At 62.5% G+C, this 25,764-nt stretch carries 21 protein-coding genes; 16 read left to right on the plus strand and 5 right to left on the minus strand.

Features of this window, described 5'->3' with window-relative positions:
• The first annotated feature begins 6 nt into the window (after positions 1–6).
• The 6 genes from ACILSQ_RS13380 (at position 7) to ACILSQ_RS13405 (ending at position 7,845) form a co-directional block, all read left to right on the plus strand.
• The gene (locus ACILSQ_RS13380; protein WP_395744139.1) at positions 7–396 is read left to right on the plus strand and encodes a hypothetical protein; all 390 of its coding nucleotides are present in this window, start codon (positions 7–9) and stop codon (positions 394–396) included.
• Positions 397–543: 147 nt separating this feature from the next.
• Entirely contained in the window at positions 544–1,584 is a 1,041-nt protein-coding gene (locus ACILSQ_RS13385; RefSeq protein ID WP_395744140.1) for an aldo/keto reductase, read from the plus strand.
• A 302-nt stretch (positions 1,585–1,886) separates the two neighbouring features.
• A complete protein-coding gene (locus tag ACILSQ_RS13390; RefSeq protein ID WP_395744141.1) occupies positions 1,887–3,482 on the plus strand; it encodes an MFS transporter in 1,596 nt (531 codons plus the stop codon).
• 136 nt (positions 3,483–3,618) lie between these two features.
• Positions 3,619–6,405 carry an MFS transporter gene (locus ACILSQ_RS13395; protein ID WP_395744142.1) on the plus strand — a complete coding sequence of 929 codons (2,787 nt, stop codon included), beginning with the start codon at positions 3,619–3,621 and terminating at the stop codon, positions 6,403–6,405.
• A gap of 168 nt (positions 6,406–6,573) precedes the next feature.
• On the plus strand, positions 6,574–6,804 hold the full coding sequence (locus ACILSQ_RS13400) for a zinc ribbon domain-containing protein (protein ID WP_395744143.1): 231 nt from the start codon (positions 6,574–6,576) through the stop codon (positions 6,802–6,804).
• A 294-nt stretch (positions 6,805–7,098) separates the two neighbouring features.
• Positions 7,099–7,845: a transposase gene (locus tag ACILSQ_RS13405; protein ID WP_395744144.1), complete on the plus strand. Its 747-nt coding sequence runs from the start codon at positions 7,099–7,101 to the stop codon at positions 7,843–7,845.
• A 73-nt stretch (positions 7,846–7,918) separates the two neighbouring features.
• On the opposite strand, the gene ACILSQ_RS13410 is transcribed toward ACILSQ_RS13405, so the two are convergent.
• Positions 7,919–9,187: an RsmB/NOP family class I SAM-dependent RNA methyltransferase gene (locus ACILSQ_RS13410; RefSeq protein WP_395744145.1), complete on the minus strand. Its 1,269-nt coding sequence runs from the start codon at positions 9,185–9,187 to the stop codon at positions 7,919–7,921.
• Positions 9,188–9,235: 48 nt separating this feature from the next.
• On the minus strand, positions 9,236–14,425 hold the full coding sequence (locus tag ACILSQ_RS13415; protein WP_395744146.1) for a beta strand repeat-containing protein: 5,190 nt from the start codon (positions 14,423–14,425) through the stop codon (positions 9,236–9,238).
• A gap of 274 nt (positions 14,426–14,699) precedes the next feature.
• Between ACILSQ_RS13415 and ACILSQ_RS13420 the strand changes: the two genes are divergently transcribed.
• The 4 genes from ACILSQ_RS13420 to ACILSQ_RS13435 all read left to right on the plus strand — a co-directional run bounded on the left by ACILSQ_RS13420 (position 14,700) and on the right by ACILSQ_RS13435 (position 18,106).
• A complete protein-coding gene (locus tag ACILSQ_RS13420) occupies positions 14,700–15,227 on the plus strand; it encodes a hypothetical protein (protein ID WP_395744147.1) in 528 nt (175 codons plus the stop codon).
• 23 nt (positions 15,228–15,250) lie between these two features.
• Positions 15,251–16,216 carry a LysM peptidoglycan-binding domain-containing protein gene (locus tag ACILSQ_RS13425; RefSeq protein ID WP_395744148.1) on the plus strand — a complete coding sequence of 322 codons (966 nt, stop codon included), beginning with the start codon at positions 15,251–15,253 and terminating at the stop codon, positions 16,214–16,216.
• Between the two features lie 37 nt (positions 16,217–16,253).
• A complete protein-coding gene (locus ACILSQ_RS13430; protein ID WP_395744149.1) occupies positions 16,254–17,213 on the plus strand; it encodes an acetyl-CoA carboxylase carboxyltransferase subunit alpha in 960 nt (319 codons plus the stop codon).
• A 125-nt stretch (positions 17,214–17,338) separates the two neighbouring features.
• Positions 17,339–18,106 (plus strand): hypothetical protein, encoded by a 768-nt coding sequence (locus tag ACILSQ_RS13435; protein ID WP_395744150.1) that lies wholly within the window; start codon positions 17,339–17,341, stop codon positions 18,104–18,106.
• A 786-nt stretch (positions 18,107–18,892) separates the two neighbouring features.
• On the opposite strand, the gene ACILSQ_RS13440 is transcribed toward ACILSQ_RS13435, so the two are convergent.
• Positions 18,893–19,528, minus strand: coding sequence for an urease accessory UreF family protein (locus ACILSQ_RS13440; protein ID WP_395744151.1), 636 nt, complete (start codon positions 19,526–19,528; stop codon positions 18,893–18,895).
• 118 nt (positions 19,529–19,646) lie between these two features.
• Between ACILSQ_RS13440 and ACILSQ_RS13445 the strand changes: the two genes are divergently transcribed.
• The gene (locus ACILSQ_RS13445; RefSeq protein ID WP_395744152.1) at positions 19,647–20,009 is read left to right on the plus strand and encodes a YkgJ family cysteine cluster protein; all 363 of its coding nucleotides are present in this window, start codon (positions 19,647–19,649) and stop codon (positions 20,007–20,009) included.
• A gap of 7 nt (positions 20,010–20,016) precedes the next feature.
• Here the strand turns inward: ACILSQ_RS13445 and ACILSQ_RS13450 are convergent, their stop codons facing one another.
• Complete coding sequence (locus tag ACILSQ_RS13450; RefSeq protein WP_395744153.1) at positions 20,017–20,490, minus strand: pyridoxamine 5'-phosphate oxidase family protein; 474 nt, start codon at positions 20,488–20,490, stop codon at positions 20,017–20,019.
• Between the two features lie 113 nt (positions 20,491–20,603).
• On the opposite strand from ACILSQ_RS13450, the gene thrH reads away from it, so the two are divergent.
• The 5 genes from thrH (at position 20,604) to ACILSQ_RS13475 (ending at position 24,952) form a co-directional block, all read left to right on the plus strand.
• Positions 20,604–21,212: a bifunctional phosphoserine phosphatase/homoserine phosphotransferase ThrH gene (gene thrH, locus ACILSQ_RS13455; protein ID WP_395744472.1), complete on the plus strand. Its 609-nt coding sequence runs from the start codon at positions 20,604–20,606 to the stop codon at positions 21,210–21,212.
• Between the two features lie 47 nt (positions 21,213–21,259).
• Positions 21,260–21,439: a hypothetical protein gene (locus ACILSQ_RS13460; protein WP_395744154.1), complete on the plus strand. Its 180-nt coding sequence runs from the start codon at positions 21,260–21,262 to the stop codon at positions 21,437–21,439.
• Positions 21,439–21,882 carry a PIN domain-containing protein gene (locus ACILSQ_RS13465; RefSeq protein ID WP_395744155.1) on the plus strand — a complete coding sequence of 148 codons (444 nt, stop codon included), beginning with the start codon at positions 21,439–21,441 and terminating at the stop codon, positions 21,880–21,882. Before ACILSQ_RS13460 ends, ACILSQ_RS13465 begins: the two co-directional genes overlap by 1 nt.
• A 42-nt stretch (positions 21,883–21,924) precedes the next feature.
• Positions 21,925–23,433, plus strand: a complete 1,509-nt coding sequence (gene trpE, locus ACILSQ_RS13470) for an anthranilate synthase component I (protein WP_395744156.1) — start codon at positions 21,925–21,927, stop codon at positions 23,431–23,433.
• A gap of 409 nt (positions 23,434–23,842) precedes the next feature.
• Positions 23,843–24,952, plus strand: a complete 1,110-nt coding sequence (locus tag ACILSQ_RS13475; protein WP_395744157.1) for a glycoside hydrolase family 3 N-terminal domain-containing protein — start codon at positions 23,843–23,845, stop codon at positions 24,950–24,952.
• A 47-nt stretch (positions 24,953–24,999) separates the two neighbouring features.
• Here ACILSQ_RS13475 and ACILSQ_RS13480 read toward each other — a convergent pair whose 3' ends face one another.
• Complete coding sequence (locus tag ACILSQ_RS13480) at positions 25,000–25,758, minus strand: tetratricopeptide repeat protein (RefSeq protein WP_395744158.1); 759 nt, start codon at positions 25,756–25,758, stop codon at positions 25,000–25,002.
• Positions 25,759–25,764: the final 6 nt, after the last annotated feature.

Here is a 25,764-nt window from a genome sequence, read left to right on the forward strand (position 1 = left end):
CGCCCCATGAAGTCTCCTTTCCCAACTATTTGCGCTGTGCTTGGCATCGGCTTTGCCTTCACGAGCACGCTGGCAAGCCTGCAAACTCTTGTGCATGGCATTACAGCCTCCCGACAAGTCGCGGCGACGCATGGCAACGACCCCGCTCAACTTTCGGCGGTCATCGGGGAAACGATCATTGCTTTGATCAGCCGAGGAGTGATCGCAATCATTCCCGCCCTGCTGCTCTATCTGGCGCTTGTTCCGCTTCGACTGCGCAAGCCATGGTTTTATTCAGGCGCGCACGTGGCCGCCTGCTGTCTGCTGATCATGTTTCCCTTTGGCACTGTTTGCGGCGGCATGCTTTTGGTCATGCTGCGCCGGCGCCGGCCGGAGTTTGCCTGGAAACTTCCTTGAGCGTGTTCACATCTGCGAATGCACAGTCGGCCGATCTCATCGCGGGTCTGTTCCCCGCGGGGACGCGGAAAACAGCACGCGGGACGCGTGCGCTCCATCCTTGCCCCGCACTCGCTTTTCGTTAGCATCCGCGCCTTATCCAATCTTATGAATCGCAAACGCCTTGGCCGCACGGGTATCGTTGTCACTGACATCTGCATGGGAACCATGACCTTTGGCCTGCAGGCCGATGAGAAAACCTCCTTTGCCATCATGGACCGGGCGCTGGAGGCGGGGATCGATTTCTTTGACACGGCGGAGCTCTACCCGGTGCCGCCGAGTGCGGAGCTGTTTGGCGTGACGGAGCAGATCGTGGGCAAATGGCTCAAGGGGCAGAAGCGCGGGCAGATCATCATCGCCTCCAAGGTCACCGGCCCTGGCCACGGCTGGTTCCGCCCGCCGGTACGCAATGGCTTCACCGCGCTGGACCGCCGCCAGATTTTCCAGGCCTGCGAGGACAGCCTGCGCCGCCTCCAGACGGATTACATCGACCTCTACCAGACCCACTGGCCGGACCACGGCATGCAGCAGGACGAGACTCTCGGCGCGCTGACCGATCTCATCAACCAGGGCAAAATCCGCGCCTGGGGCGGCAGCAATGAAACCTGCTGGGGCGTCATGAAAAACCTGTGGGAGGCCGAGAAGCACGGCCTCGCCCGCATGGCCACCGTCCAGAACAATTTCTCCCTCATCAACCGCCGCTGCGAAAGCGAACTCGCCCAGGTCTGCCGCAAGGAAGGCGTGAGCCTCCTGCCCTACTCGCCCCTCGGCGGCGGCGTGCTCTGCGGCAAATACAACAACGGCGCCCTGCCCAAAGGGGCTCGCTTCACCGACTACATCCAAAATGGCGGCCCACGCCAGAAGCTCATGGCCGCCCGCTTCGTGAATGAGCGCAGCCTTGAGACCACCGCACGCCTGCAGGTCATCGCCGCCGATCTCGGCGTCAGCGTCACCGCGCTGGCTCTGGCCTGGAGCAAGCAGCACGACTTCGTGGCCTCCACCATCGTCGGCGCGACGACTGTGGCGCAGCTCAACGAAAGTCTGGCGGCCGCCGACCTGGTGCTCAGCGCGGAAACGCTGGCACGCATCAACGAGATCGATGCGGCGATCCCCTGTGCGATGACGGAGGACGGGCTGCGGAGATTGTAGGCCCTCCTGCCTTGCAGGCTGGGGCCGCTATCAGCCAGAAATCCAAACTTTCCGGCCTCCACGCTTTCGACGAAGACACCTGGATTCGCTGCAAGATCGCCCGACGGCCCGGCGATAAGAGGGCGCACGTCTATTGGCGCTCCCGGCAAAGGCCGTTTCCAGGATGGCTGTGGCGGGAATGACGCGCCATGCTGCCTGGTGACTTCTCAGTCTTGAGAACACTTTTTCCTTGTCGCTTGAAGGCGTGGCACCTAAAACACGGCCCTCTCCCGACAACTACCAACTAACAAGCAATCATCCTCATGAGTAAAGACGGCAAAGTATCCATGTCCCTGTTCTGGGGCTGCTTCATGGCACTGATCACCACGGCATTCGGCTTCATCAGCCGTATGTTCTTGATCGGTGAATGGTCCACCCAGTTTAATCTTGATCCCGCACAGGCCGGAAGGCTTGCTGGGATCGGCATCTGGCCGTTTGCGGTCAGCATCATTCTTTTCAGCCTGATCATTGACCGCATCGGTTACAAGCGCGCGATGCTGATCGCGGCGTTCGGGCACCTGACCTGGGCGATCATGGGCGTGTCGGCTTATTTTGTGGCAGACAAGGCGACCGGGTTTTCGCTTCTCTATTGGGGCAGCCTGATTCTGGGACTCGCGAACGGCACGGTGGAGGCCTTCATCAATCCCGTGGTGGCCACGATGTTCAACAAGGACAAGACGAAATGGCTTAACATTCTGCACGCCGGCTGGCCTGGCGGCCTCGTTCTCGCCGGGATGATCACGATCGGCATGGGCGATGCAAAGTGGTGGATCAAAGTTGGGCTCATCGCCATTCCGGCGGTCATCTATGTCATCATGCTCATCGGCAAGCAGTTCCCCGAGAATGAGCGCGTGGCAGCCGGCGTGAGCTACCGTGACATGCTCAAGGAGTTCGGCATCCTCGGCATGGCGGTGGTGTCCATCCTCGTGACCCTTCAGCTCATGGACTTCTTCTCCAACGGGGGCACCACGGCGCTGACCTTGACGCAGAAAGGCATTTTCATCGGCATCGGCGCGCTGATGCTCGTCGCCTTTGGAGCCTACACCAAGTCGCTCGGACGCGGCCTGCTGTTCTTCCTCATCCTGGTAATGGTGCCGCTGGCCACGACGGAAATCGGCACGGACGGCTGGATCACCTCCATCATGGAAGGATTCGCCAAGGAGCAGAAATTCCACCCGGGCTGGGTGCTGGTGTACACCTCCGCCATCATGGTGGTGCTGCGGTTCTTTGCCGGTCCGATCGTCCACGCCCTCAGCCCTCTCGGGCTGCTGTGCCTGAGCACCATTCTGGCTGCCGGCGGTCTTTACTCCCTGTCCATCGCCAGCGGCGGCATGCTCTTTGTGGCCGCCACGCTGTATGGCTTTGGCAAAACCTTCTTCTGGCCGACCACGCTCGGCGTGGTGGCGGAGCAGACCCCGAAGGGCGGCGCTCTGACGCTGAACGCAATCAGCGGCATCGGCATGCTGGCTGTGGGCGTGCTGGGTTTCCCCTACCTGGGCGTGCTCCAGACCAAGGCCACCAAAACGGCGCTTGTTTCCTCGGCGGAAGTCTCCTCCTCCGTTCCAGGACTGGTGAAGGATGGCAAGCTGGAGGCGCTGACCAAGAAGCAGATCTACGAAGTGCTTTCTTATGACGCCGTGGACGACAAGAAGCTCGACGAGCTCGTCGCCAAGGTTGAAGAGCCGAAAAAGACGGAGATCAGCAAGAAGATCGCCGACATCAAGAGCCAGAGCCCGCGCATGGCGCTGGCGGACGTGGCGCTGTTTCCAACCATCATGCTGGTCTGCTACTTGATCCTCATCGGTTACTTCAAGTCCAAGGGCGGCTACAAGCCGGTGAACCTGGACGCGGCCCACTGATCCGGTCGTCCCATTTGCCACATGGCTCCATCACGCGGCGTCCCCTCACCGGGACGCCGTTTTCATTTCCAGCCTTGCATGAGATTCGGCCTTCGGCATTGGTGCGCTGAAGACCGTCCTATCGTCAATTCCCTGCATGTCACCCGACCCCTTCCTCAGCCAGTCTCAGGACCGCGGAGGTCCTCAGATGCCGCAGTTGAAGGCAAATCAGCGGTTGTTTAACGACCGCTACGAGCTGCTGCAACTGCTGGGCGCAGGTGGCATGGGCGTGGTCTGGCTGGCGCGGGACCACACCGAGGAGGTGGACGTGGCGCTGAAGTTTCTGCCCAGCGTGCTGGTGCTGCAGGACGGCGAGATGAAGCGCCTGCGTGACGAAGTACGCGCCGGCAAGGACCTGCGCCATCCGCGGCTCGTCGCCACCTATGGAATGGAGATGGAGCACGGCATCGCCGCCATCATCCTGGAATTTGTGCGGGGCCAGACCCTGCGGCAAAAGCTCGAAGACCAGACCGCCGGCTTCTTTGAGCCGGAGGAAATCACCGCCTGGGTCAAGGACATGACCGACGGCCTCGATTACCTCCACGAGGAGGCCAGGCGCATCCACCGCGATCTCAAGCCCGCCAACGTGATGGTTGACGCCGCGGGCCGCGTCAAGCTCATGGACTTTGGCATCAGCCATCGCATCAAGGAAGAGGTGTCCAAGCACAGCAAGACCGGCGAGGGCGCGGCCTCCGCCAGCAGCAGCACCCTGGCCTATGCCAGCCCGCAGCAGATCAGCGGCAGGCCCGGCAGCAAGGCCGATGACATCTACAGCCTCGGCGCCACCCTTTACGAGCTCCTGACTGGCACGCCGCCGTTTTTCCGCGGCGGCCCCGATGCGGTCAACTGGCAGATCAGAGAGGAAGCCCCCACGCCCATCATGGAGCGGCGGCAGGAGCTGATGAACGACGGCCTGAACCGTGGCACAGGCAGGCGGGTGGACAGCCGCATCTCCCAGATCGTGATGGCCTGCCTGGCCAAGGAGCGTGAAAAACGCCCCGGCAGTGTGACCGCAGTGTGGCAGAGCTTCAAGGCTGCGGAAGAACCCATTGCCGCGGCCATACCGGTGGTTGATCCTGAAGTTCAACGGGCCGAAGAAGCCCGGAAGGCGGCCGAAGCTCAAAAACTTGCGGCAGCCCAGGAGGAGGCGGCGGCCAGAAAACGTGCGGAGCTTGAACGGAAGAGCCGGCTGGAGGCCGAGGCTCGGCAACGCCGCTCCCAGGCGCACCAGCAGCCTGAGCAAAAGCCCAAGGAAGGCGGCCGCTTCGCCAGGACTGCGGCCGGGGAGCGCCCGCGCCACACCTCCCCGCAGGCAGAATCGCGTCCGCCGGGGATTCATCCCGACCGGATGACATTCCTCTGGGCCAGCTTTGCGGCCATTTTCGCCAGCGGCGTGGGCTTTGCCATCCATGCCGGCAACCTTGGCAAGTGGGTGCAGCAATACCACTTGTCGGCATCCCAGCTGGGAACCATCGGCAGCATGGGTTTTTCCGGCTTCTGCCTCGGCATCCTCGCGGGCGGCATGGTGGTGGACAAGCTGGGCTACGGCAGGCTCGTTCGAACGGTTTTTTTCTGCCACGTCGCCTCTGCCATTGCCACGCTGAGTGCCGGCACGTTTGGGAGCGCGTACTCTCTGCTGGTTTTGGGGACCTTCCTCTTTTCGTATGCCAATGGCACACTCGAGGCGGTGTCCAATCCCCTGGTTTCCACCCTCTTCCCTGAAAACCGCACCCACTACCTGAATGTTCTCCACGCATCCTGGCCGGCCGGCATGCTGGTGGGAGGCATGACTGGCTGGATGCTGAATGGCATGGCTCCCTGGCAGTTTCAGTCAGCCCTCTTTCTGGTGCCCACCGCGCTGTATGCCTTCATGTTTTTTGACCGGAAGTTTCCGAAGTCGGAAGCCGTCTCCACGGGACGCAGCTTCGCGCAGATGCTGAAGCCAGTGGGCATCTTGGGCGCGCTGCCGGCCTGCGGCCTGCTCGTGATGCTCTTTAAAGACATCGGCAAGGCATTCACCTCCGACGAAGTTGCCGCCGTCGGCTACTCCGTCAGCGGGTTTCTGCTCATTGGTGTGACCGTGCTCACCCAGGGGTCCCGCGGCTCCCTGCTGCTCTTCGTGCTGTTCATCGCCCATGCGTTTGTCGGAGTCATGGAGCTTGGGAGCGAAGGCTGGATCCAAAACATCATGAGCAACCTGCTCAGTCCGTGGCAGCTCAAGTTGGTCTTGATCTGGACCTCCGTCATCTCCATTGGCCTGCGCTTTTGTGCCGGCTTCATCGAAGCGAAGCTCCGGCTCTCTCCGGTCGGCCTGCTCCTGATCTGCGCCGGCGTCTCCTGCATAGGTCTGAGCCTGGTCAGCACCATGCAGACCTTTGTCGTCGTCCTCATCGCCATGGGAATCTATTCCATTGGCAAAAGCCTTCTTTGGCCCACGATGCTCGCCGTCGTTGGTGACCGCTTTCCACAGACAGGCGCCGTGACCATGTCCATCATGGGCGCCATCGGCATGCTCAGCGTCGGTCTCATCGGCGGCCCGGGCCTGAGCTACTGCAAGGATCGTTTTGCGGGTGAAGAGCTGAAGCGGGCGGATCCCGCCCTGTTCAGCGAGTATCGCGCCGCCAAGCCGAACACCTTCCTGGACATCTCCGCCACCGCCGTTTACGGCCTCGACGACCAGAAGCTCAACGAGGCCAGATTCTCCAGTGAGAAAAGCCAGGCCCAGCAGGCGGTGGTAGCCGCCGACCAGAAGGCCGACCGCGCAACGCTTCGGATGGACGCTGTGATTCCCGCCATCGTGGCTGCGATCTACCTGGCGCTGCTGCTGTTCTTCAAGGTCAACGGCGGTTACAAAGCCATTCGTTCCGGGGAAGCTCCGGCCTAAGTCCAGGTTCCCCCCGCTCCACCGTGGCGTCCCTTCACCGGGACGCCGTTTTTATTTCCTGCCTTGCGCCGCATTCGACATTCGTCATTGATTCGCTGCACTCACCCTCCGGGCTCCCTTCGGTCGTCTGTCTCGCTTCGCTCGGCTCTAATTTCATCATTCCCCGCCATGCCCACCTACGTTTACGAAACCATCCCCCAGTTTGAAGGAGAGCCCACCAAGCGCTTTGAAGTGCGCCAGAGCATGAAGGACGCCGCGCTCACGCAGCATCCGGACAGCGGCCAGCCGATCCGCCGCGTGCCCATTGGCGGCACCGGAATCATGGGCGGCGGCGGTGGTGGCGGCTCCCAGTCCTCCGGTGGCGGCGGCTCCTGCGGCAGCGGCTGCGGCTGCCATTGATGGTGATCCGCACAGTCCTTTGTGCGGCACGCAAGCCCCCTGGTGCGCAAGCCATCTCAGCCCGCGCAGAATCCAGCACAAACCTTTCGAAGCTTCCATCCGACAAAGACATGAGAGCCTTTGGCAGGAATGACATCTTGGATAACTCGAACCGCACAGAGGACTGTGCGGACCCCAATGGGCGGCATTCTGCGGATGCCAATGAAAGTGGTCCGCTCAGTCCGCTGAGCGGCACGCCAGCCCCCTGACTCCCGAGCAACCCCAGCACGCGCAGAATCCAGCATATGCCCCATCATGGCCTTCCGATTTTTCAATCCTGCGGAAAAGGTCACCATCTCCCAGGGGCACTTGCCGCATTGGGATCAGGCAGAAGCCACGTACTTCATTACCTGGCGCACGGCAGATTCCATGCCCCGGGATGTCTGGCTGAAATGGCGACACGAACGCGATGGCTGGCTGCTTGAGCATGACATCTCCCCACTCGCCAAAGACTGGCGCAGGCAGGTCGAGGAACTCCCCGAAGAGAAGCGGAGTGACTTTCGTCAATTCTCCCGCAAACTTGAGCACGAAATGGACGCATGCCACGGCGAATGCCTGCTGCGACAATCCGCCCTCGCCACCCATGTGGAGCAAACGCTGCGCTTCTTCGACGGCTCACGTTACATGCTGGGTGATTTCGCCATCATACCAAACCATGTGCACCTGCTGGTCGGAGGACTCGCACGACATTCCATGCTCAAGCAGGTCGCATCCTGGAAAAAATGGTCGGCACTGAAGATCAACGAAGCCCTCGGCCGAAGCGGCAGATTCTGGCAGGACGAAAGCTTTGATCATCTGGTCCGGCACCAGGCATCATTCGACAAACTGCGGACTTACATTGCAGAAAACCCGCAAAAAGCGGGGCTGAAAAAGGAGAGTTTCTCCACTGGCGGCGTGATTGAAAGGCGAGGACCGCACAAAGGGGTCCGCACAGTCCTCTGTGCGGCACGCAAGCCCCATCATGCACGAGCCACACTGGCCCGTGCAAAATCCAGACTCTGACCCATGGTGCGAGGATCTAGAGAAAAAAGCAGAGCCTGGCTGACTCGAACCGCACAGAGGACTGTGCGGACCACTATGGCGCGGGCTCCGCGTCTTTCACCTCCACCTTTCCTTCCGCTGCCTTTCTCACAAGCCGGGCCGCGTAGAATCCATCAAACGCGCCTGTCTCCGGCGTGCGGTGGAGTTCTTCTTCCAGTGTCCACTCGTCGCCGTGCTTGGCCAGGAAGGCCTGCACCTGGCGTTCATTTTCACTCGGCAGGATGCTGCAGGTGGCATACACAAGCCTGCCGCCGGGGACCACCATGCGGCTGTAGCTTTCCAGAATCTCGGCCTGCAGGGCGATGAGGCGGTCGATCTCGGCGTCGCTGAGCTTCCACTTGGCATCGGGGTTGCGGCGCAGCACGCCCATGCCGGAGCAGGGCACATCGAGCAGAACGCGGTCGGCCTTTTGCGCGAGGCGCTTCACGGTCTTGGAGCCTTCGATCTCGCGCGTCTCGATGATGTCCACCCCGGCGCGTGAGGCACGTTTGCGCAGCTCGGCCAGTTTCCACCCGTGCACGTCCAGGGCCAGCAGGCGGCCCTTGTTGCGCATGAGTGCGGCGAGGTGCAGTGCCTTGCCACCGCCGCCGGCACAGGCGTCGATCACCCGCATGCCGGGCTCCGGCTGCAAAAATGGCGCGATGAGCTGCGAGGCCGCATCCTGCACCTCAAACAACCCGGCCTTGTAGGAGGCGGTGCCAAACAGATTAGCGCGCTGCTTCAGGCGCAGCGCGCTGGGCACCTGCTCCACCACCTCGGTTTCGTAGCCTTCCTGCCCCAGTTTTTCCCGCAGGGCACGGCGGTCGTTTTTCAGCGTGTTCACGCGCATGAAGACATCGGCAGGCTGGTTCAGCGCCTCGCGCAGCGCCGGCCATGCGGCGCCGAGTTCCTGGCTGCCGCGCGCTTCGAGCCAGTCGGGAATGGCGGCGCGGATGGCTGGCGGCGCGCCCTCCTTGGCACGCTTCAAAACATCCCCCGGCTTCACCTCGGGGGCGGTCTCGTCCTTGGGCAGGTCACGGCCGTTGGTGATCCAGTAAGCCGCCCACACGCGCCAGAGGCGCTCCGGCGTGATGGCCTCCGGCTGGGTGTGCTCCTCGTCCGGCAGCCCGGCCAGATGCCAGAACCAGCGCCACCACCGCACGCATTCATAGATCGACTCCGCGAAGATGCGCCGGTCACGGCTGCCCCATTTGCGATGCCGCTTGAAGGTGTATTCGATCACCTTGTCCGCATACCTTCTGCCCACAAACACCTCTCCAAGTGAGAGGATGATTTCGTCGAGCAAATGGGGCGGGAGCTTCATCCTGCGTCGATAGTCCGCCAGCCGTCACGATGCAAGCTGACAACCGCATCACCGCCTGCGCCGCAGCCCCAGGCCCAGCAGCCCGAGCAGGAGCAGGCAGGCGCGACCCGGCTCCGGGACCACCACGAGGATGCCGTAGCTCTGAAAGGCGCTCACATCCCAGCCGAAGCCGGCGCCGAGAGCCGTGAGGTCGAGATCCCCGGCGATGACGTTGCCGCTGGCATCCACGAAGGTCATGCCGCCCACATCGAAGTTCCCGCTGATCGCCACGCCGTTCCAGTCGATGAGGTTGAAGACCTGCCCCACCGCCACGGAGCCCAGGCTGGCGTTCACCACCACGGAGCCCTGCCCCCACGCCACGCCGGCGCGGTCGCCGATGCTCAGCGTTCCGTTGGTCAGATTGATGAAGTCATGGCTTCCCACGCTGGCCGGCGCCACATTCCATGTCGCCAGCGCTCCTGATTCATTGCTGAAAAGCGCCAGTGCGCTGCCGTAGTCATGCCCGTTGTAGTGGAAGAGGCCGTTTGAATACGAGATCACATTTCCCGCCACCGTGGGGCTGGAGACGCCCAGGCGGATCTGCGCGCCGTCATTCACCGTCAGCGCGGTGTTCACCGCTGTGAAGGTCAGCGTGTTGTTGCTCGTCACCGTCGTGCTGGTGTTGCCGCCGGTCGTCACGTCTCCAGGCTGCAGCACGGAGCCCGCGTTCATCACCGTTGCTCCCTGCACCGTGCCGGAGCCCGCCAGCGTGGCGCCACTGGCCACCGTCACTGCTCCCGTGCCGGAAGTGCCGCTGCCATTGCTGCCCACCTGCAGCGTGCTGCCGTTCACCTGCGTGGCTCCCGAGTAGGTGTTGCTGCCCGAGAGCACCACCGCGCTGGCGCCGCTGCCCGCAATGGTGAGGCCGTAGCCGTTGCCGCCGTCGCCGATGCTGCCGGAGAAGATCGTGCTGGCCGCCGAGCTCTGCGTAAACGTGCGCGTGCCGCCCACCAGGGTCACATTTCCCGTAAAGGTCAGCGTCTTGTCCAGGCTGGGCGTGCCGCTGCTCAAAAAGGTGGTGTCCGCCCTGAACTGCACGTTGTTGCCAATCGTGATGGCCGTGGATGAAGTGGCGCGGATGGAGGAGCCGTTGAAAATGACCGTGCCTTTGCCAAACGGTCCGCTGGTGGGAGCGCCCGCCGGACCGGTGGAGCTGGACTGCGGGATCACCACGGCCACCTGAAGCAGCGTGTCTCCCGAATAGGTGTTCTGCTGCGTGGCCAGCACCAGCGTGCCGGTGCCGGAGTAGGTGAGCCCGCCGGAGCCGGTGATGATGGAGCTGATGATGGTGTTGCCCGTGGAGTTGATGGTGATGATTCCCTCACGCGAGCCAAAGTCCAGCGTGCCACCGCTGATGCCCAGGGTGTTGCCCGTGCTGAACAAAATCGCGCCGCTGCTCACCGTCAGTGTCTGCCCGCTGCTGATCGTCAGGCTCGCGCCTTCGAGAATCAGCGAATTGATCGCCGTGGTGACGGTGGCATTCGTCGCGGAGGTGAGGCGTGTGTTGGCGCCGGCGGAGATCGTGTTCAGCATGAACTCGTCCACCAGGTTCAGCGGGCGCAGGCCCGTGGTGTCGTTGTAAGTCATGAAGGTGTTTGGCGTGCCCGTGGCAGTGCCCGCGCCGCCGCTGACCGCCGAGGCCTCCCCCAGCAGGTAGGGCACGATGCGCGTGTTCTGCGCCGCGGCGTTGATCCCCGTGGCGAGCGCGTCCGTGCCGCCCACGAGATCTGGCACCACGGTGAAAAACACGCGCGCCACGCTGGCCGTGCTGGTGGAGTCCAGCCCCAGGTTCAGCCCGTTGACGAAGAGCAGGCCGCCCTGCGCTGCACGCACGAGCTGGTTTGCATTCAGCGTGGCCGTGTTGGCGCCACCGTAGATCACGCTGAGCGTCTTCAGCCCCGAGGTGAGTGTCAGGTTATGGACCGTTTCGCTGGAGTTTGTCCCGCTCTGGTCAGAGCCCTTGTAGGTGAAGGCGCCGCCTTTGAAGGAAAAGTCCGCAGCATCCGCCAGACGGTTGTTGTTGCTGTTGTTCGCGCCGGTGTTGTCGATCAGGAGCACGCCGCCGTTCAAGACATAGCTGGTGGAGGCCAGGGAGCCGGTGGCACCGTAGGTGGAGACTGAACCGCCCACCTGCAGCGTTCCCGCATTCACCGTCACGCTGCCGGTGAAGGTGTTTGCGCCCAGCAGCACCTGCGTGCTGATGCCGCTCTTCACCAAAGACAGCCCGCCCGTGCCGCTGGCGCCATCCACCAGCGAGCCGGTGAAGGTGGACGTGCTCGCGGTGGAGTCCGTGATGGTGAGCGCCGCCGTCTTGCCAGCGGCGTTGTTCGCCACAGACACGACCGCGCCGGAGGCGTAGAAGGCGGAGGTGTCCAGACCACGCAGAGTGAGGATATGACCGTTGAGATCCAGCGTCGCAGGCTTGGTGGCCTGGGCATTGCTGATGACGGAAAGGCGGCTGGCGGCATTGATGGCATTGTCCACGCCGATGATCAGGGACGAGCCCGTGCCGCCATTGCTGAACAGCAAAGTATCTCCCGTGTAGGTGTTCACCGCATTCAGGATCGTCTTGGAATTGTCCGCGCGGCTGAAGAGAACGGGAATGCCGTTGCCGCTGATGACGCCGGACACCGTCAGGGTGCCGCCGATACCGCCGCCGATGCGCGCATCCGTGCCCGTGAGCACCACATTTCCCGCCCACTCCGCCGTGGCGTTCGCGGCGGTTTGCAGCGCACCGTAGTTGTTGCCTCCCGTGCTCGTGAGGGTGATCGTCTCACCCGTGACCACCACGCCGTTGGCCAGAACCACGCGCGCCAGCGCTCCCACGGTGGTGCCGCCGGTGGTGGTTCCCAGCGCGGTGTTGCTGCCCACCACCAGTTCGGTGTTGCTGCCGGTCACGCTCGTCACACCGCTGTAAGTGTTGGCACCTGAAAGCGTGAGGCTGCCGCCGCCTGTCACCGTTAGGCTCACTCCTCCGGCACCGTTTTGAATGATGCCATTGTAGGTCGTGCTGCTGGTGCCGGACACCGTGAGCGTGGCGGCGGAGGCGCCGCTGTTGGTGATGTAACTGCCCCCGGTGCCAAAGCTGGCGCCCCCGCGCTGCAGCGCCGCCACAGTCTGGTTGAATCCATTCAGGTCGAAGGTCGCATCATCGTTCACCCCGGCGGAGCCGAGGGAGTCCACGTCCAGCGTGGTCGTGGTAGGCAGGGCATTGGCAGAGCCCAGCTTGAGGATGCCGCGGAGGATCTGCGTGGCTCCGGTGTAGGTGTTGCCCGCACCACTGACGATGACCGTTCCCGTGCCGCTCTCACCGGAAATGATGAGGATATTGGATGCGCCGCCCTGGATGCCGCCGCTCAGCGTCAGAGCCCCGCCAGCCTGCGCACCCACACGCGCGGAGGCACCCAGCGTCACCACGCCGGCCCACTCCGCGCTGACACCCGTCGCAGCCTGCAGCGCGCCCATGCTGTTGGCACCGGAACCCGCAATGCTGACGGCCTCTCCTGTCACCTTGATGCCGCCGGCCAGCGAGAGCGTGGCGCCACCGGCCACGCTGGTGCCGCCCGCCACATCTCCCAGCGCCGTATTGCCGGCCACCACGAGAGTGCCCAGGCTCACCGTGGTGAGCCCCGTGAATGTGCTGGCGCCGGAAAGCGTCAGCGTGCCCGTGCCCATCTTGGTCAGCGCCCCGCCCGTGCCGCTGATGGAGCCCGCAAAGCTGGTGGTGCCATTGTTCCCGCCGAGCGTCAGGGTGGCGGCGCCCAGCGTCACACTGCCCCCCGTACTGCCGCCGCCTGCCAGAGAACCGATGGTTTGATTGAAGCCGTTCAGGTCCAGCGCCACCCCTGCCACATTCGCCAGGGTGACGGCGGAGTTCACCCCAAACACACTGCCGCCGCCCGCGCCTCCGGCCTGCAGTATGCCCGCCTGAATGCTCGTGGCGCCGGTGTAGGTGTTTGTGCCGGAGAGCGTCAGCGTGCCTGCTCCAGTCTTCGTCAGGCCAAAGTTGTTTTCATTCGTGCCGGTCCCGCCGAGGATGCCGCCAAAGGTGTCCGCCACCGCGATGTTCAGCGTCAGTGTGGCGGCGGTGGCGTTGCCATTCACCACGCTGTTCCCCGTACCCGTGCCGTCCGTGAGCAGCCCGGCCAGTGTCTGGCTGCGCGAGTCCAGCTTCAGCACGCCGCTGTCATTGGTGCTGCCGTCGCCGAGAGTCAGGATGGTGCCGGTGGGCAGGCGGTCATCGCCCGCGCTCAGGATGAGCCTGCCGTTTTTGACGAATGTGCTGCCCGTGTAGCTGCTGGCCCCGGCCAGTGTCAGCGCGCCGGCGCCCGTTTTTGTCAGGCCGCCGTCCGCCGTGGCCCCCAGCGCGGTGTCATGCACCAGAGGTGCGCTGATGGTGACGTTGTAGGTCTGCGTGTCGATCTTCGCTCCTCCGGCCTGCACATTGGCGGTGAACTGAGCGAGCGCCGCCAGAAACGCCGTGTTGTCCGCCCTCGCCTGAAGCGTGCCGCCGTTGAAGTTCAGCACCGCATCGATCCCCGTGGAGGTGACGGTCCGCACGATGGAGCCCACGGACAGGGTGCCTCCATCCAGGTTGACGGTGGATTCATAAACCCCAGCCGCCAGGGTGGAGGAGCCGCCCGAGTTCTGCAGATCCAGCGTCGTGACTTCAAACGAGCCGCTGTTGATGTCCAGCGTGCCCCGCCCTGTTCCGCTGCCCGCATAATACACCGCAAAGGTGGATGCCGCTCCCGTGCCGGTGGTTTTCCGGTAGGTGCCGCCGTCAATGCTCAGCAGCCCCACCCCAGCCGCGTTGACCATGCCGTCCGGTGCCGAGCTGGTGCTCTCAAAGATGCCGCCGGTGATCGACATGGAGCCCACGGCGCCGTTTGCGATGAAGAGGGAGCGGTTCGCGGAGCCGCCGGTGAGCACCGTGTGCCCCTGCGCGGCCGAATACACCAGGGTGGTGGCCCCATTCACACTGAGCCGCCAGGCCTGAGTCGTGCCTGTGGGGGAGGGCGCAGCGCCCCCGCTCCAGTTGGAGCCGACGCTGAAATCAGAACTGGTGGCACCCGTCCACGAGAAATCCGTCGCGGCGGCCAAGCTGGACGCCAGCAGCACCACGGCCAGCAGGCCGAGTGACACAATTCGGAGATCACGCTGACGAGCGCCGGGGGTGGGCGCTGTGTCGCTAATCATTTGGGGGGAACTTTCAATAGACCAGAAGCGATGGTCTGACAACCTCCCAGCCGTTCCGTTCGACGCACCATTCCTGCCTTCAAACGGACCAAACTTGGCTGCCGCGACAACCAGCCGTGCCCCTTCGTTAAGCAAGCTCCCGAAAAGACCCAAGCGGGATGGCGCACGTATCTCTCCGCGGCAGCAGCCCTGCCCTGCATTCGCCTTTGCCCGGGCCGTCAAGAAATCACTGGCTACAACCTCGAAGCAGACTACTCTCCCCCACCCCCAAGACATGCCCACCGAGTTCGATATTCAATACGCCCTGGAGAACACCCAGGTGCTCCATGAGCCGGACCGCCGCATCGACACCTTTGGCAGCACCCATTTCGAGTTTCAGATCGTCACCGAGCTCATGGATTCCGTCGGTGCCGTGCGTGTGCGGGAAGGCCGCATCGAGGCCGAAAAGCCCCTCATTCTCCGCCCCGAAATGCCGGGCCAGTTTGACTTCGAAGGGTTCGGCCCCGAAGCGGCTGAGTTTGGCGAATTCCTGCGGGACAATCTGCACAAGCTGGCGATCCTCAAATACGGCTTCAAATTCCGCAAAGGCGAGATCAGCGAGCAGATCATCCATGAGTCCATGGAAGAGGTCACCGGCAAGCTGCTGGCCAACATCCGCGCCTCCGGCAATCCCATGCGCGCGGTCATCCAGGGCGTGGACGACACCTGGGAAATCTGCCTGCTGAAATTCACGGTGGAAATGATCGAGAAGTCCCAGAACATCAACCTCTTCGATTTCAAACGCCGCGGCCTGCTGGGCTGAGCGGCTGTGTGTTGGTTCACGCCATGGCAAAGACCCAGATCAAACTGCTGATTTTCCTCATCACCGTGGGCCTGGTGGCGGGCACGCTGGGCATGGGCTACTGGGTTTACACCAACATCCTGCTCAAGGAGAGCCAGGTGGAGCAGGACATCGCATCCATGAAGGCCACGGACCGCCCGCGGATCGACCCCGGCATCCGCCGCTTTGAAGCCGCCGTGGAGCTCATTCACCAGGGCAAGATCGACGAAGGGCGCGATGCGCTCTACAAGCTGCGCCAGCAGTTCCCCGACTCCAAGACTTACGCCGAGGCCACCCGCATCATCGGCGAGATCAACATGGACCAGCTTTACTCGGCGAACTCCAGCATCGGGAAGAAAGACTACATCGTCCAGCCGGGAGACTCGCTCAATCGCATCGCCGACAAGCAGGGCACCACGGTGGACTCCATCATCCGCTCCAGCGGCCTGATGAGCTTCAATCTTCAGCCTGGCGACCACCTCACCATCATCCCGATGGATTTCCATCTGGGCATCAGCGTCTCGAAGAAGCAGGTCATGCTCTTCCGCAAAGTCGGTGACAAGGAGTACCTCTTCAAAACCTATGACGCGAAGGACGTCCGCCTCCCCTCCGGCATGCGCCTGCCGGTGGAGATGACGATCTCGGGCAAAAACTCCATCTACGACAACAAGCCCGTCCTCTCCACCGACCCCAAGTATCTCGAGGCGGAGAAGTGGTTTTCGGGTAAAAAGAACGGTTCCAACACCACCATCAGCATCCGCACTCCGCCCGTGGCCCGTGCTCTGCCGGTGGAGGAGCCAGCCAAGACGCCGGCTGCTAAAAAGTCCGGCCACAGCGCCGCGGCACCTCCCGCCATGCCCGCGCCGGCGCCCTCCCCCACTGCGGAAACCGGCATCTTTCTCGCCCGTGAAGACATCGAAGAACTCTTTGCGCTTGTGCGCAACGGGTCAAAGTTGAGCCTCGTGCGGTGACGCTCCCCGCCCCATCCCCTTTCCCCAACCGACCGCCATGAAACAAGTTTTGGAATTCGAAAAGCCCGTCGTCAAACTCCGCGAAGAAATCGAGGAGGCCAAAAAAAAGCTGGCTGCGAAGCCCAGCGACAAACTGGCCCAGCAGATCGCCGATCTCGAAGCCAAGGCTGAAACCCTGCAGCGCGACATTCATGCCAATCTCTCCCCCTGGCAGCGGGTGCAGATCTCCCGCCACATCGGCCGCCCCTTCATGCTCGACTACGTGAAACACATCTGCGATGAATTCGTGGAGCTGCATGGGGACCGCCACATCGGCGATGACAACGCCATGCCCGCCGGCTTTGCCACCATCGGCGGCCAGCGCGTGGCGATCCTGGGCCACCAGAAGGGCCGCGACACGAAGGAAAACCTCCTGCGCAACTTTGGCAGCGCGCATCCCGAGGGCTACCGCAAGGCCCTCCGCCTCATGCGCATGGCAGAAAAATTCAGCCTGCCCATCATCACCCTGATCGACACCCCTGGAGCCTTCCCGGGCATCGGCGCGGAGGAGCGCAACATTGCCGAAGCCATCGCCTTCAACCTGCGTGAAATGATGACCCTGCGCACCCCTGTCATTGCCACCGTCATCGGTGAAGGCGGCAGCGGCGGCGCCCTCGGCATCGGCATCGCAGACAAGGTGCTCATGATGGAAAACGCCTACTACTCCGTCATCAGCCCGGAAGGCTGCGCCGCCATTCTCTGGAAGCACCGTGAGCATGCCCCTGAGGCCGCCTCCGCGCTCAAGCTCAGCGCCCAGGACCTCTCCAAGCTCGGCATCATTGACGGCATCGTCCCCGAACCTCTTGGCGGCGCCCACAACGACCATCTGGCCGCGGCCAGCGCGCTGAAGGAGACCCTGCTCTCCACGCTCAAGGAGCTGAAAGCGGTGCCCACCGCCCAGCTTCTGGAAAAGCGCTACCAGAAGTTCCGCGCCCTGGGGCAGTTCACGGAAGGCTGAGGCTGCCAAAGGGTCAGGACATCGTCACCAAGGCCGGGCGTTTTCCTGTCCGGCTTCCAGCGTAATCCGTACGCGCCAGTTTTGATTCTTTACAGAGCCTCCGCGCCGCGAAGACTGGTGGCCTTATGAAATGGGTCATCCGCATTCTTGTCGTCCTCGTCCTTCTCATCGGCGCCGGCCTCTGGTACGGCTGGTCTCAGCTCGACAATCTGGTCAAGTTTGGCATTGAGCAGACCACGCCGCCGGTCGTGCAGACGAGTGTGTCGGTGCAGCAGGTAAAGCTTTCCATCTTCTCCGGCAGCGGAGTCGTGGATGGCTTCGAAATCGGCAACCCCAAAGGCTTCAGCGGCCCGCGCGCCCTGCGCATCGGCCGCACGGAGGTGGCGCTGGACACCAGCAGCGTCAGGACAGACAAAATCGTCATCAAGTACATCCGCATCAAGGATCCCGAGATCAATCTCGAAGCCGGGCTCGGCGGCACGAATCTCAAGCACATCGCCGACAATGCGAAGAGCTTTGTCTCCCAGCAGCCTCCTCCCGCCGGGAAGGCCGGAGTCAGCCCTGCCTCACCTCCGCCAGCAGGCACTCCTGCGCAAAAATCCATCAAGCTTCAGGTGAATGAGCTGCTGATCACGGGTGCGAAGCTCAGCGCCAGCGCCGCGGGCCTGGTGCCGGACGCCAGCGCCCAGGTGACCCTGCCGGACATCCGCCTCACCAATCTCGGCACCGGCTCCAACGGCATCACCCCAGCGGAGCTGACAGCCATGGTGCTCAGCCAGCTCAACACCGAAGCCGCCAAGGCCAGCGCCAGCGGCGCGCTGAAAAACCTGCTTCAAAAAGGCACCGGCAAGATTGACGCCGCAGGCGGCATCAAGAAGCTGTTTGGCAAATAAGCAGGATCCGGAAGCTTTGAGTTAAGAGCACCTCTGGAAACCTGCTCTGTCCCCGATCGCATCCTGCAAAGCACCCATCCGCCCCCTCACCCGGCCTCTCCCCGAATCAGCTTTGAAGCAGCGGTGTCCTCGACGGGGAGAGGAGAAACGCGTTTCGGCTCTGATGGAGTTCTATGAGTTCTATTGAACTCGACTGAGCTCCGATTGAGTTCTATTGAGCTCCCGAGGGCTCCACCGCGAATCCCCTCTCCCCGTCGAGGGTGTGTTGGGTCTGAGCGTCTTCCGGGGAGAGGCCGGGTGAGGGGCCGGGGCAATCCGCGTCGCAGGATGCGATTCGCTCACTGACTGGTTTCCAGAGTTTCCTTATTGAGACTCGCATATTAGGATGACAACAGTCGCCCAAGATCAGCCTCCCCCCCTCACACGCAGTCTTGTCCAGAGCTCCCGGAGGGAGCTGAGAGATTAGATATGGTGAAACGAGGCTTGCCGAGTGAGAACCACCGGATCATGCGAGACATGCGCACCGGCTCAAGATCGCATGCCGGAGGTATGCGAGAAGCGTTCAGCTTCCCAGCGCACGCGAAGATGTCGCACGGCTCTCGCATACCTCCGGCATTCACCGGGTTGCGCGAGACTCAATAATTCCACTTTGGTAACTTTTCAGGGCGCCCATGAAAGGCATCGGAAAATTTTAAACCTCAGCCTCAGCCATCCGTGTCATCCGTGGTCAATCACTCTGGAAAACCCAGCCTTGACCATCCATCAATGGGAACTGCCAAGGCAGAATCAAGCATCCACCACACGCAGCGCCGACTCCGCGGCGGACTCGTGCATGATCTGGCTGGTAAGCCCGGCGATGCTGAATTTTCCGGCGTAAGGCGCAGGCTCGGGCGCATCACGTGTGGCGATGTCCCACTCCAGTCGCACATATTCCGCGATCACATTGGTCAGGCTGAGCTGGAAAAAGTGCCCTACCGCCGCCCAGACAATGGCGATGTGCCCGTCGCATTTCCCCTCCCCCACCGCCTCACGCAAGCGGCCAAGTACTCCCTGATAGCGCGCATGCTTCGTCGATTTCAGCAGCACCGCCCCGGCCTGCAGGCTGCGCTGCCGGATCGCGGGTGAAAACTGGGCGGACAGTCTGGCGGCCGCCGCAATGAGACCTGGCAGATCATTGGCACGGGCACTCTGCCAGGCGGACTTGAGCGCGGGGCCGATGGCCTGCCGCAGCAGACCTTCGGCAAATTCGTTCCACTCCGCGGTGTCCTCCACCAGCAGCGCCTCCGTGCGGGCGCGCACGCTGCCCAGCAGCCACTTCACCCAGTCCAGGCCGCGGGACCAGTCCTCGATGATTTGCGCGTCATCCGCGGTGTCATGCGGCGTCGGCAGCAGTGTGATGGTGGGCAGGAGATGCAATTTCATCGCGACAGCCGCTCGCGCCGCAGTGCTGGGCGGCGATGTTCAAACCTAGGTTGCATGATCCAGTTCATCGCACGAATTATGCCCTCCGCCACGGCATTGCGCGAACAGAATACTTTTCATGGCCACAACCTCCCCGCTTGACACCTCCGCCCCCTGGTATGCCTGCCAGCGCTGCGGCAACTGCTGCCGCTGGCCGGGCGATGTGCGTGTGACGGATGAGGAGGTCACCCGCATCGCCGCCTTTCTGGACATGCCGCGCGACGCCTTCATCGAGCAATGCACACGGCTCAATGCCAACCGCACCGGCCTGAGCATCATCGACAAGCCCAATGGCGAATGCCTCTTTCTCGAAGGCGTGAACATCTGCCGCATCCAGCCGGTGAAGCCGCTGCAGTGCGAAGGTTTTCCAAACACCTGGAACTTCCCGGGCTGGCGCGAGAAATGCGAGGCGGTGGAAGTCCCCCGCCCTGGTGCTGCGTGATCACCCGCTAGGCTGCGGCGGCGGTTGCTGAAGCCGACTTGTCCCACAGCACTGACTTGGTATAGGCGTAGGGCCTGCACAGCACGATCTTGCTCACCTCCGTGCGGATGACGGCAAATTTGTGATAGTCCTCCGTCTCGCAGTATTTGCGGTAGTAGGCCTTGGATTTGCCCGGCATCTGGTCCCAGTAGCGTTTGGCGGCGTCTCCTTCGATGAGGCGGGTACGGCCCGAGAGGTACACGATGGTCTCCATGGAAGGAGAGGCAAACATCCACTCGGCCTGCGGATTGCTCCGCAGAATGGCGGCTTTTTGCGACGTGGGCGCGGTGATGGAGATGACCTCCTCCAGATCCGTCGTGACCTGGGTGGTCATCCAGACTGAGTGCGGATGGCCTTCCGCATCCGAGGTCGCCAGCACCGCATTGCGGCATTTGGCCACCAGCTGGGCGGCATCTCGTGAGACTTCATTCTGAATAAGCATGCTGAACTAAACGCCACCGTGTGAGCAGCGTCTCCCCATGGCTTGCCCGTCTGCGCGCCTTTTTTGCAGAACCGCTTTACTGGAGGAGCCGCCCGTGCATGACATGCCTCCGCATGAAGCAGCAGACCATTGTCACCCTCGACCTCGAAGGCGTTCTCGTCCCCGAAATCTGGATCGCCTTTGCCGAGAAAACCGGCATCGCCGAACTGCGCCGCACCACGCGGGACGAGCCCGACTACGACGTGCTGATGAAGGGCCGCCTCAAAATTCTCGACGAGCATGGCCTGAAGCTGCCGGACATCCAGGAGGTGATCGGCACGCTGGCGCCGCTGACCGGAGCCAGGGAGTTCCTCGATCAACTGCGTTCATTCACGCAGGTGATCATCCTGAGCGACACCTTTGCGGAGTTTGCCCAGCCGCTCATGCGCCAGCTCGGCTGGCCCACCCTCTTCTGCCACCAGCTCGAAGTCGCGGCGGACGGCCGCATTGTGGACTACAAGCTGCGGCAGCCGAACCAGAAGCAGCTCTCCGTCGCCGCCCTCAAGGGGCTGAACTACCGCGTCATCGCCGCGGGTGATTCCTTCAATGACACCACCATGCTGGGCGAGGCGGATGTGGGTTTCTTCTTCCACGCTCCGGCCAGCATTCAGGCGCAGTTTCCGCACTTCAAGCCCTTCGATGACTACGGTGCCCTGCTGGCGGCCGTGAAGGCGGCGCTTTGAGATTCGGGTTGCCTGCATGGACTCAAGGAGCCAACTTAAATCGCATTATGAAGACGGCTGCCCCCGCCACCAAGCGCAAGGCGAATACAAGCTCCAAGTTCACCACCCCCGTCCCGGAGATGGCGTATGAGGCGTGGCTGGAGGAATCAAGGAAGTTCCACCAGATCATGGAGGGGAAGACCGTGGATTGTCGTCCGGCAAGCGTAATCGTTCGTGAAAGCCGTTGATGAAACTGGTGATCGACGCCTGCGTTTTCGCCGCTGAGCAGATCCATGATCAGACTGAGCATCAGACTGAGCATCAGACTGCCCGGACTTTGCTGCAGACACTTGTGCAGCGCAAAGTTCAGTTCTATGCCCCAGCCTTGGTTCTAGCTGAGGTAGCCGCTGCCGTTGCGCGCGCCACTCAGCAGTCTTCATTGGGAGAAGTAGGCGCCTTGCGCGTATCCCACCTGCCTCGGCTGACTTTTCGCCACATTGATCTGCCGTTTGCCAGTGCCGCCGCGCGGGTAGCCGCACGCCATGGGATCCAAGGTGCCGACTCTCACTATGTCGCTTTAGCCCGGGAACTCCGCTGTCCGCTCATAACCAATGACGAGGAAATCCTGCGCCGCTGCCCTTCCACCACCGTTGTGCTTCGCCCTGCCACATGGCTCCAGCACCTTGCTTGATTTGCCACCAGGCCTTTTCGCATCCACTATCTGCGCCCTCGCATGCCCCAGCTCCATCTTCAGCCAGACTTCGCCACTTTCCAGACGCTCGCGCAGCAGGGCAATCTCGTGCCGGTGATGGCGGAGCTTGCGGCGGACTATGAAACCCCGCTCTCCGCATTCCAGAAGATCCATGACGGCCGCTGCGCCTTCCTGCTGGAGTCCGCGGAGCTCACGCAGCATTCAGGCCGCTATTCCCTTCTGGGCAGTTCGCCGCGCATCATCTTCACGGCTCGCGGGCGTGAGATCGAAATCGAAGAGCGCGGCAAGAAGCGCAGCTACACCACGCAGGGAGATCCTCTCACGGAACTGCAGGAGCTCATGAAGCCCTTCACGCCGCTGGAGGCCCAGCCGCTGCCGGTCTTCCACGGTGGTGCGGTGGGCTATCTGGCCTATGACATGGTGCGCTTCTTTGAGCCCACGCTGCCGCCAGCGAAGAAGGATGAACTGGGCCTGCCGGACATGGTTTTCATGGTCACGGACACGGTGCTGGTGTTTGACCACCGCACCCGCCGCATGTCCATCGTGGCCAATGTCCATACAGACGAACACACCACGCTGGAGGCGGCCTACGACTGGGCGCGGCAGCAGATCGCGGATGTCATCGCGAAACTGGAGAAGCCGCTGGCGGCCAAGCCGCTGCAAACTTTTGCACCCGTGGGGCAGCTGCCGCCGCCGGTAAGCAACACCACGCAGGAGGAATACGAAGGCATGGTGCTGAAGATGAAGGAGTACATCAGCGCCGGAGACATCTTCCAGGGCGTGCCTTCCCAGCGCTTTGAGACGGAGTACCACGGCTCAACGGTGGACCTCTTCCGCGCGCTGCGGCATGTGAATCCCAGCCCGTACATGTTCTGCCTGGACTTCCCCCAGGGCTTTGCGCTCGTGGGCAGCTCGCCGGAGGTGCATGTGAAGTGCCTGAACGGCCGCATCGACATCCGCCCCATTGCCGGCACCCGCTGGAGGGGCAAAACCGCCGCGGAAGACGAGGCGCTGGCCCAGGAACTGCTCAATGATCCCAAGGAACGCGCCGAGCACATCATGCTCGTCGATCTCGCGCGCAATGATGTCGGACGTGTGGCCGACTATGGAACCGTGCGCGTCAGCGATCTGATGATCATCGAGCGCTACTCGCACGTCATGCACATCGTTTCGAATGTGGACGGCCAGCTTCGCAAAGACAAAACCTCCTACGACGTCATGCGCGCCACCTTCCCCGCCGGCACGGTCAGCGGTTCGCCCAAAGTGCGCGCGATGGAGATCATCAATGAATGCGAGAAGAGCAAGCGCTGCGCATACGCCGGCGCTGTGGGTTACTTCGGCTTTGATGGCAACCTCGACTCCTGCATCGCGCTGCGCACCTGTGTCGTGAAGGACGGCAAGGCCTACGTGCAGGCGGGAGCCGGCGTGGTGGCTGACTCTGTGCCCGCCGCCGAGTATCAGGAAACGATCAACAAGGCCACCGGCATGCTGCGCGCGATTCAATGGGCGCGCCAGTTGAGCGCACCGTGAGCGAACGAAGTTGCTCACACCTCATCACAGACTGCTCACACGCTAATCACACAGTTGCTCACAATGTGCGAAAGCCATCACCCAGAAACAGAGAACCCTCCGGCATGCGAAGCCGGAGGGTTCCATTGGCGATCCAGCAACCAACAACGATGGAGGACCGATTGGCACGAAATGCGTTAGCTGAGGAAGCTTGCAAACGTGGCCCGCGAGTTGCCCCACGGACGCGACCATGTTAAAAAGTTTTGCCCCTCCCGTCAACCTGCCCACCCTTCTTTTGCAAAAAGAAACGCCCGAGTCTCAAATCTAAGAGCCCCAAGACCCCTGTTTTTCTCAAACTTTTAGCAAAAGCACTCTTGACACCTTTTTCGCTAGAATCATTAGAACACTAATCGTACGAACATACGTCGCCATGCCCTCCTCCCAAGATCTCGGCCAGCTTCTCCTCATGGGCGTCCCCGGCGCCGAGCTCACGCCTGAAACCGCCGCCCGCCTCAAAAAGCTCCAGCCCGGCGGCTTCATTCTGTTCGGCCGCAACATCCAGTCCCCTGAACAGCTTCGCAAACTCATCGACGATCTGCGCGATCTCTCAGACATCGAGCCGTTCATCACGATTGATCAGGAGGGCGGCCGTGTCTCGCGCCTTCGCCTCATCGGCGAAGAGCCGCCGAATGCGCAGGCACTCCGCGACAAGGGCGCCCCCGCGCTGATCAAACGCCATGGCAAGCTCACCGGCCAGATTCTGCGCCTGTTCGGTTTCAATCTCGATCTCTGCCCCGTCCTCGACATCTCCTATGATGATGCGGCGGACAACTCACTCAAAGGCCGCACCTATGGCCGCGATCCGCAGCAGGTGATCGACAACGCCGGCATCTTCAACCGCGCCATGCGCGCCGAAGGCATCCTGAGCTGCGGCAAACACTTCCCCGGCTATGGCCCGGCGGAGTGCGATCCACATGAGTTTCTGCCCGTCATCACCAAAAGCCGTGAGGAGATGGAGCGCAGCGAGCTCCTCCCCTACTCCGCCCTGCTGCCGGAGCTGGACTCCGTGATGACCTGCCACAGCAACTACACCGCCTACGATCCCGACCGCGGCCGCTGGCCTGCCAGCCTGAGCCACAACATCGTGACCAAGCTGCTGCGCCATCAGTATGCCTTCGACGGTCTGGCCATGACGGACGACCTCGACATGGGCGCAATCCTCAATGAAGTCACCTTTGAGCAGGCGATTCAGGAGGCCGTTCGCGCCGGCAATGACCTCGTCATGATCTGCCACCGTGTCGAGATGGTGGAGCTGGCCCGCCAGCATCTGGAAGGCGTGGAAGCCCCCGCCCTGCACGATGCGCTGATGCGTGTGGAGAAAACCAAGAAGCGCCTGGTCAAGCCGGACGCTTTCAATCTTGACCGCTTTGCCGCCATCAATCGCGACATCTGGCAGCTCCGCGTCGATACCCTCGGTGAAGAAGCCGCCAAAAATCTCAGCGTCGAAGACGGCAAGCGCTCGCCGGTGGAGCTGTATTGAGGGAGTGCGGACGGGACCTGTGCGACGGACAGGTCCTGTTCGAAAGATTAGAGGCTTTTATCGATCAACAGCGACGCCGAGCGCCGTGGATTGGGGTGATAGCCGTTCATCGCCGCGCGGATGCGCTTGGCACGGTCCACGCAGGCCTCCGCCTTCTGGAAGTCTCCGGAGGCTTTGTACACGGCGCCCAGGTTGATGAAAGTCTGGGACAGGTCGGCGGGGTCCATCTGCCCTTCATTGAGATTCTGCCGGATGGAGAGCGCCCGCTCATGCATGGCCTGCGCGCGGTCCACATCCATGGCGCTGTAATACAGAACACCGAGGTTGTTGTACACCGAGGCCACGCGCGAGCTCTGCTCGCCATCGAGGCGCTGAAAGGTTTCCAGCGCTTCGCAGTAGTAGCCCTCGGCCTTTTCAAACTGCCGGAGCTGTTTGAAAATCATGGCCAGGTTGTTTTTGATCGTGGCCACCTTGTCGCTGTCATCCAGGCCGTGGTCGGCGCTGATGTTCAGCGCCATCTCGTAGAACTCAGCCGCCTTGTCCATGCGGCCCCAGCGGTCGTAAAGATGAGCCAGCAGAGAGTAGATGCCGGTCAGGAGATCCGGGTCCTGCTTGCGCAGCTCCTGCGCCCGGAAGAGCGCCTCCCGGTAGAGCGACTCCGCCTTGCGGAAATCCCCCTCCTTCTGCCGCAGGTCCGCCAGGACGCTGATCTGCTCCACCAGCGCGCCGACGCGCACCGGATCATGGTATGCAAGCCTCCGCGCCTCCTCGACGCTGCGGGAGGCGGAGGCAATTTGGCGCTCCAAGGCAGT

Origin of the sequence: Prosthecobacter sp. (assembly GCF_044227185.1) — a bacterium.
Taxonomy (GTDB): Bacteria; Verrucomicrobiota; Verrucomicrobiia; order Verrucomicrobiales; family Verrucomicrobiaceae; genus Prosthecobacter.

Excerpts from the sequence above, each read along its gene's own strand:
- ACILSQ_RS13380 (WP_395744139.1), top strand. The coding sequence starts at position 7 with ATGAAGTCTCCTTTCCCAACTATTTGCGCTGTGCTTGGCATCGGCTTT.
- ACILSQ_RS13385 (WP_395744140.1), top strand. The coding sequence starts at position 544 with ATGAATCGCAAACGCCTTGGCCGCACGGGTATCGTTGTCACTGACATC.
- ACILSQ_RS13390 (WP_395744141.1), top strand. The coding sequence starts at position 1,887 with ATGAGTAAAGACGGCAAAGTATCCATGTCCCTGTTCTGGGGCTGCTTC.
- ACILSQ_RS13395 (WP_395744142.1), top strand. The coding sequence starts at position 3,619 with ATGTCACCCGACCCCTTCCTCAGCCAGTCTCAGGACCGCGGAGGTCCT.
- ACILSQ_RS13400 (WP_395744143.1), top strand. The coding sequence starts at position 6,574 with ATGCCCACCTACGTTTACGAAACCATCCCCCAGTTTGAAGGAGAGCCC.
- ACILSQ_RS13405 (WP_395744144.1), top strand. The coding sequence starts at position 7,099 with ATGGCCTTCCGATTTTTCAATCCTGCGGAAAAGGTCACCATCTCCCAG.
- ACILSQ_RS13410 (WP_395744145.1), bottom strand. The coding sequence starts at position 9,187 with ATGAAGCTCCCGCCCCATTTGCTCGACGAAATCATCCTCTCACTTGGA.
- ACILSQ_RS13415 (WP_395744146.1), bottom strand. The coding sequence starts at position 14,425 with ATGATTAGCGACACAGCGCCCACCCCCGGCGCTCGTCAGCGTGATCTC.
- ACILSQ_RS13420 (WP_395744147.1), top strand. The coding sequence starts at position 14,700 with ATGCCCACCGAGTTCGATATTCAATACGCCCTGGAGAACACCCAGGTG.
- ACILSQ_RS13425 (WP_395744148.1), top strand. The coding sequence starts at position 15,251 with ATGGCAAAGACCCAGATCAAACTGCTGATTTTCCTCATCACCGTGGGC.
- ACILSQ_RS13430 (WP_395744149.1), top strand. The coding sequence starts at position 16,254 with ATGAAACAAGTTTTGGAATTCGAAAAGCCCGTCGTCAAACTCCGCGAA.
- ACILSQ_RS13435 (WP_395744150.1), top strand. The coding sequence starts at position 17,339 with ATGAAATGGGTCATCCGCATTCTTGTCGTCCTCGTCCTTCTCATCGGC.
- ACILSQ_RS13440 (WP_395744151.1), bottom strand. The coding sequence starts at position 19,528 with ATGAAATTGCATCTCCTGCCCACCATCACACTGCTGCCGACGCCGCAT.
- ACILSQ_RS13445 (WP_395744152.1), top strand. The coding sequence starts at position 19,647 with ATGGCCACAACCTCCCCGCTTGACACCTCCGCCCCCTGGTATGCCTGC.
- ACILSQ_RS13450 (WP_395744153.1), bottom strand. The coding sequence starts at position 20,490 with ATGCTTATTCAGAATGAAGTCTCACGAGATGCCGCCCAGCTGGTGGCC.
- thrH (WP_395744472.1), top strand. The coding sequence starts at position 20,604 with ATGAAGCAGCAGACCATTGTCACCCTCGACCTCGAAGGCGTTCTCGTC.
- ACILSQ_RS13460 (WP_395744154.1), top strand. The coding sequence starts at position 21,260 with ATGAAGACGGCTGCCCCCGCCACCAAGCGCAAGGCGAATACAAGCTCC.
- ACILSQ_RS13465 (WP_395744155.1), top strand. The coding sequence starts at position 21,439 with ATGAAACTGGTGATCGACGCCTGCGTTTTCGCCGCTGAGCAGATCCAT.
- trpE (WP_395744156.1), top strand. The coding sequence starts at position 21,925 with ATGCCCCAGCTCCATCTTCAGCCAGACTTCGCCACTTTCCAGACGCTC.
- ACILSQ_RS13475 (WP_395744157.1), top strand. The coding sequence starts at position 23,843 with ATGCCCTCCTCCCAAGATCTCGGCCAGCTTCTCCTCATGGGCGTCCCC.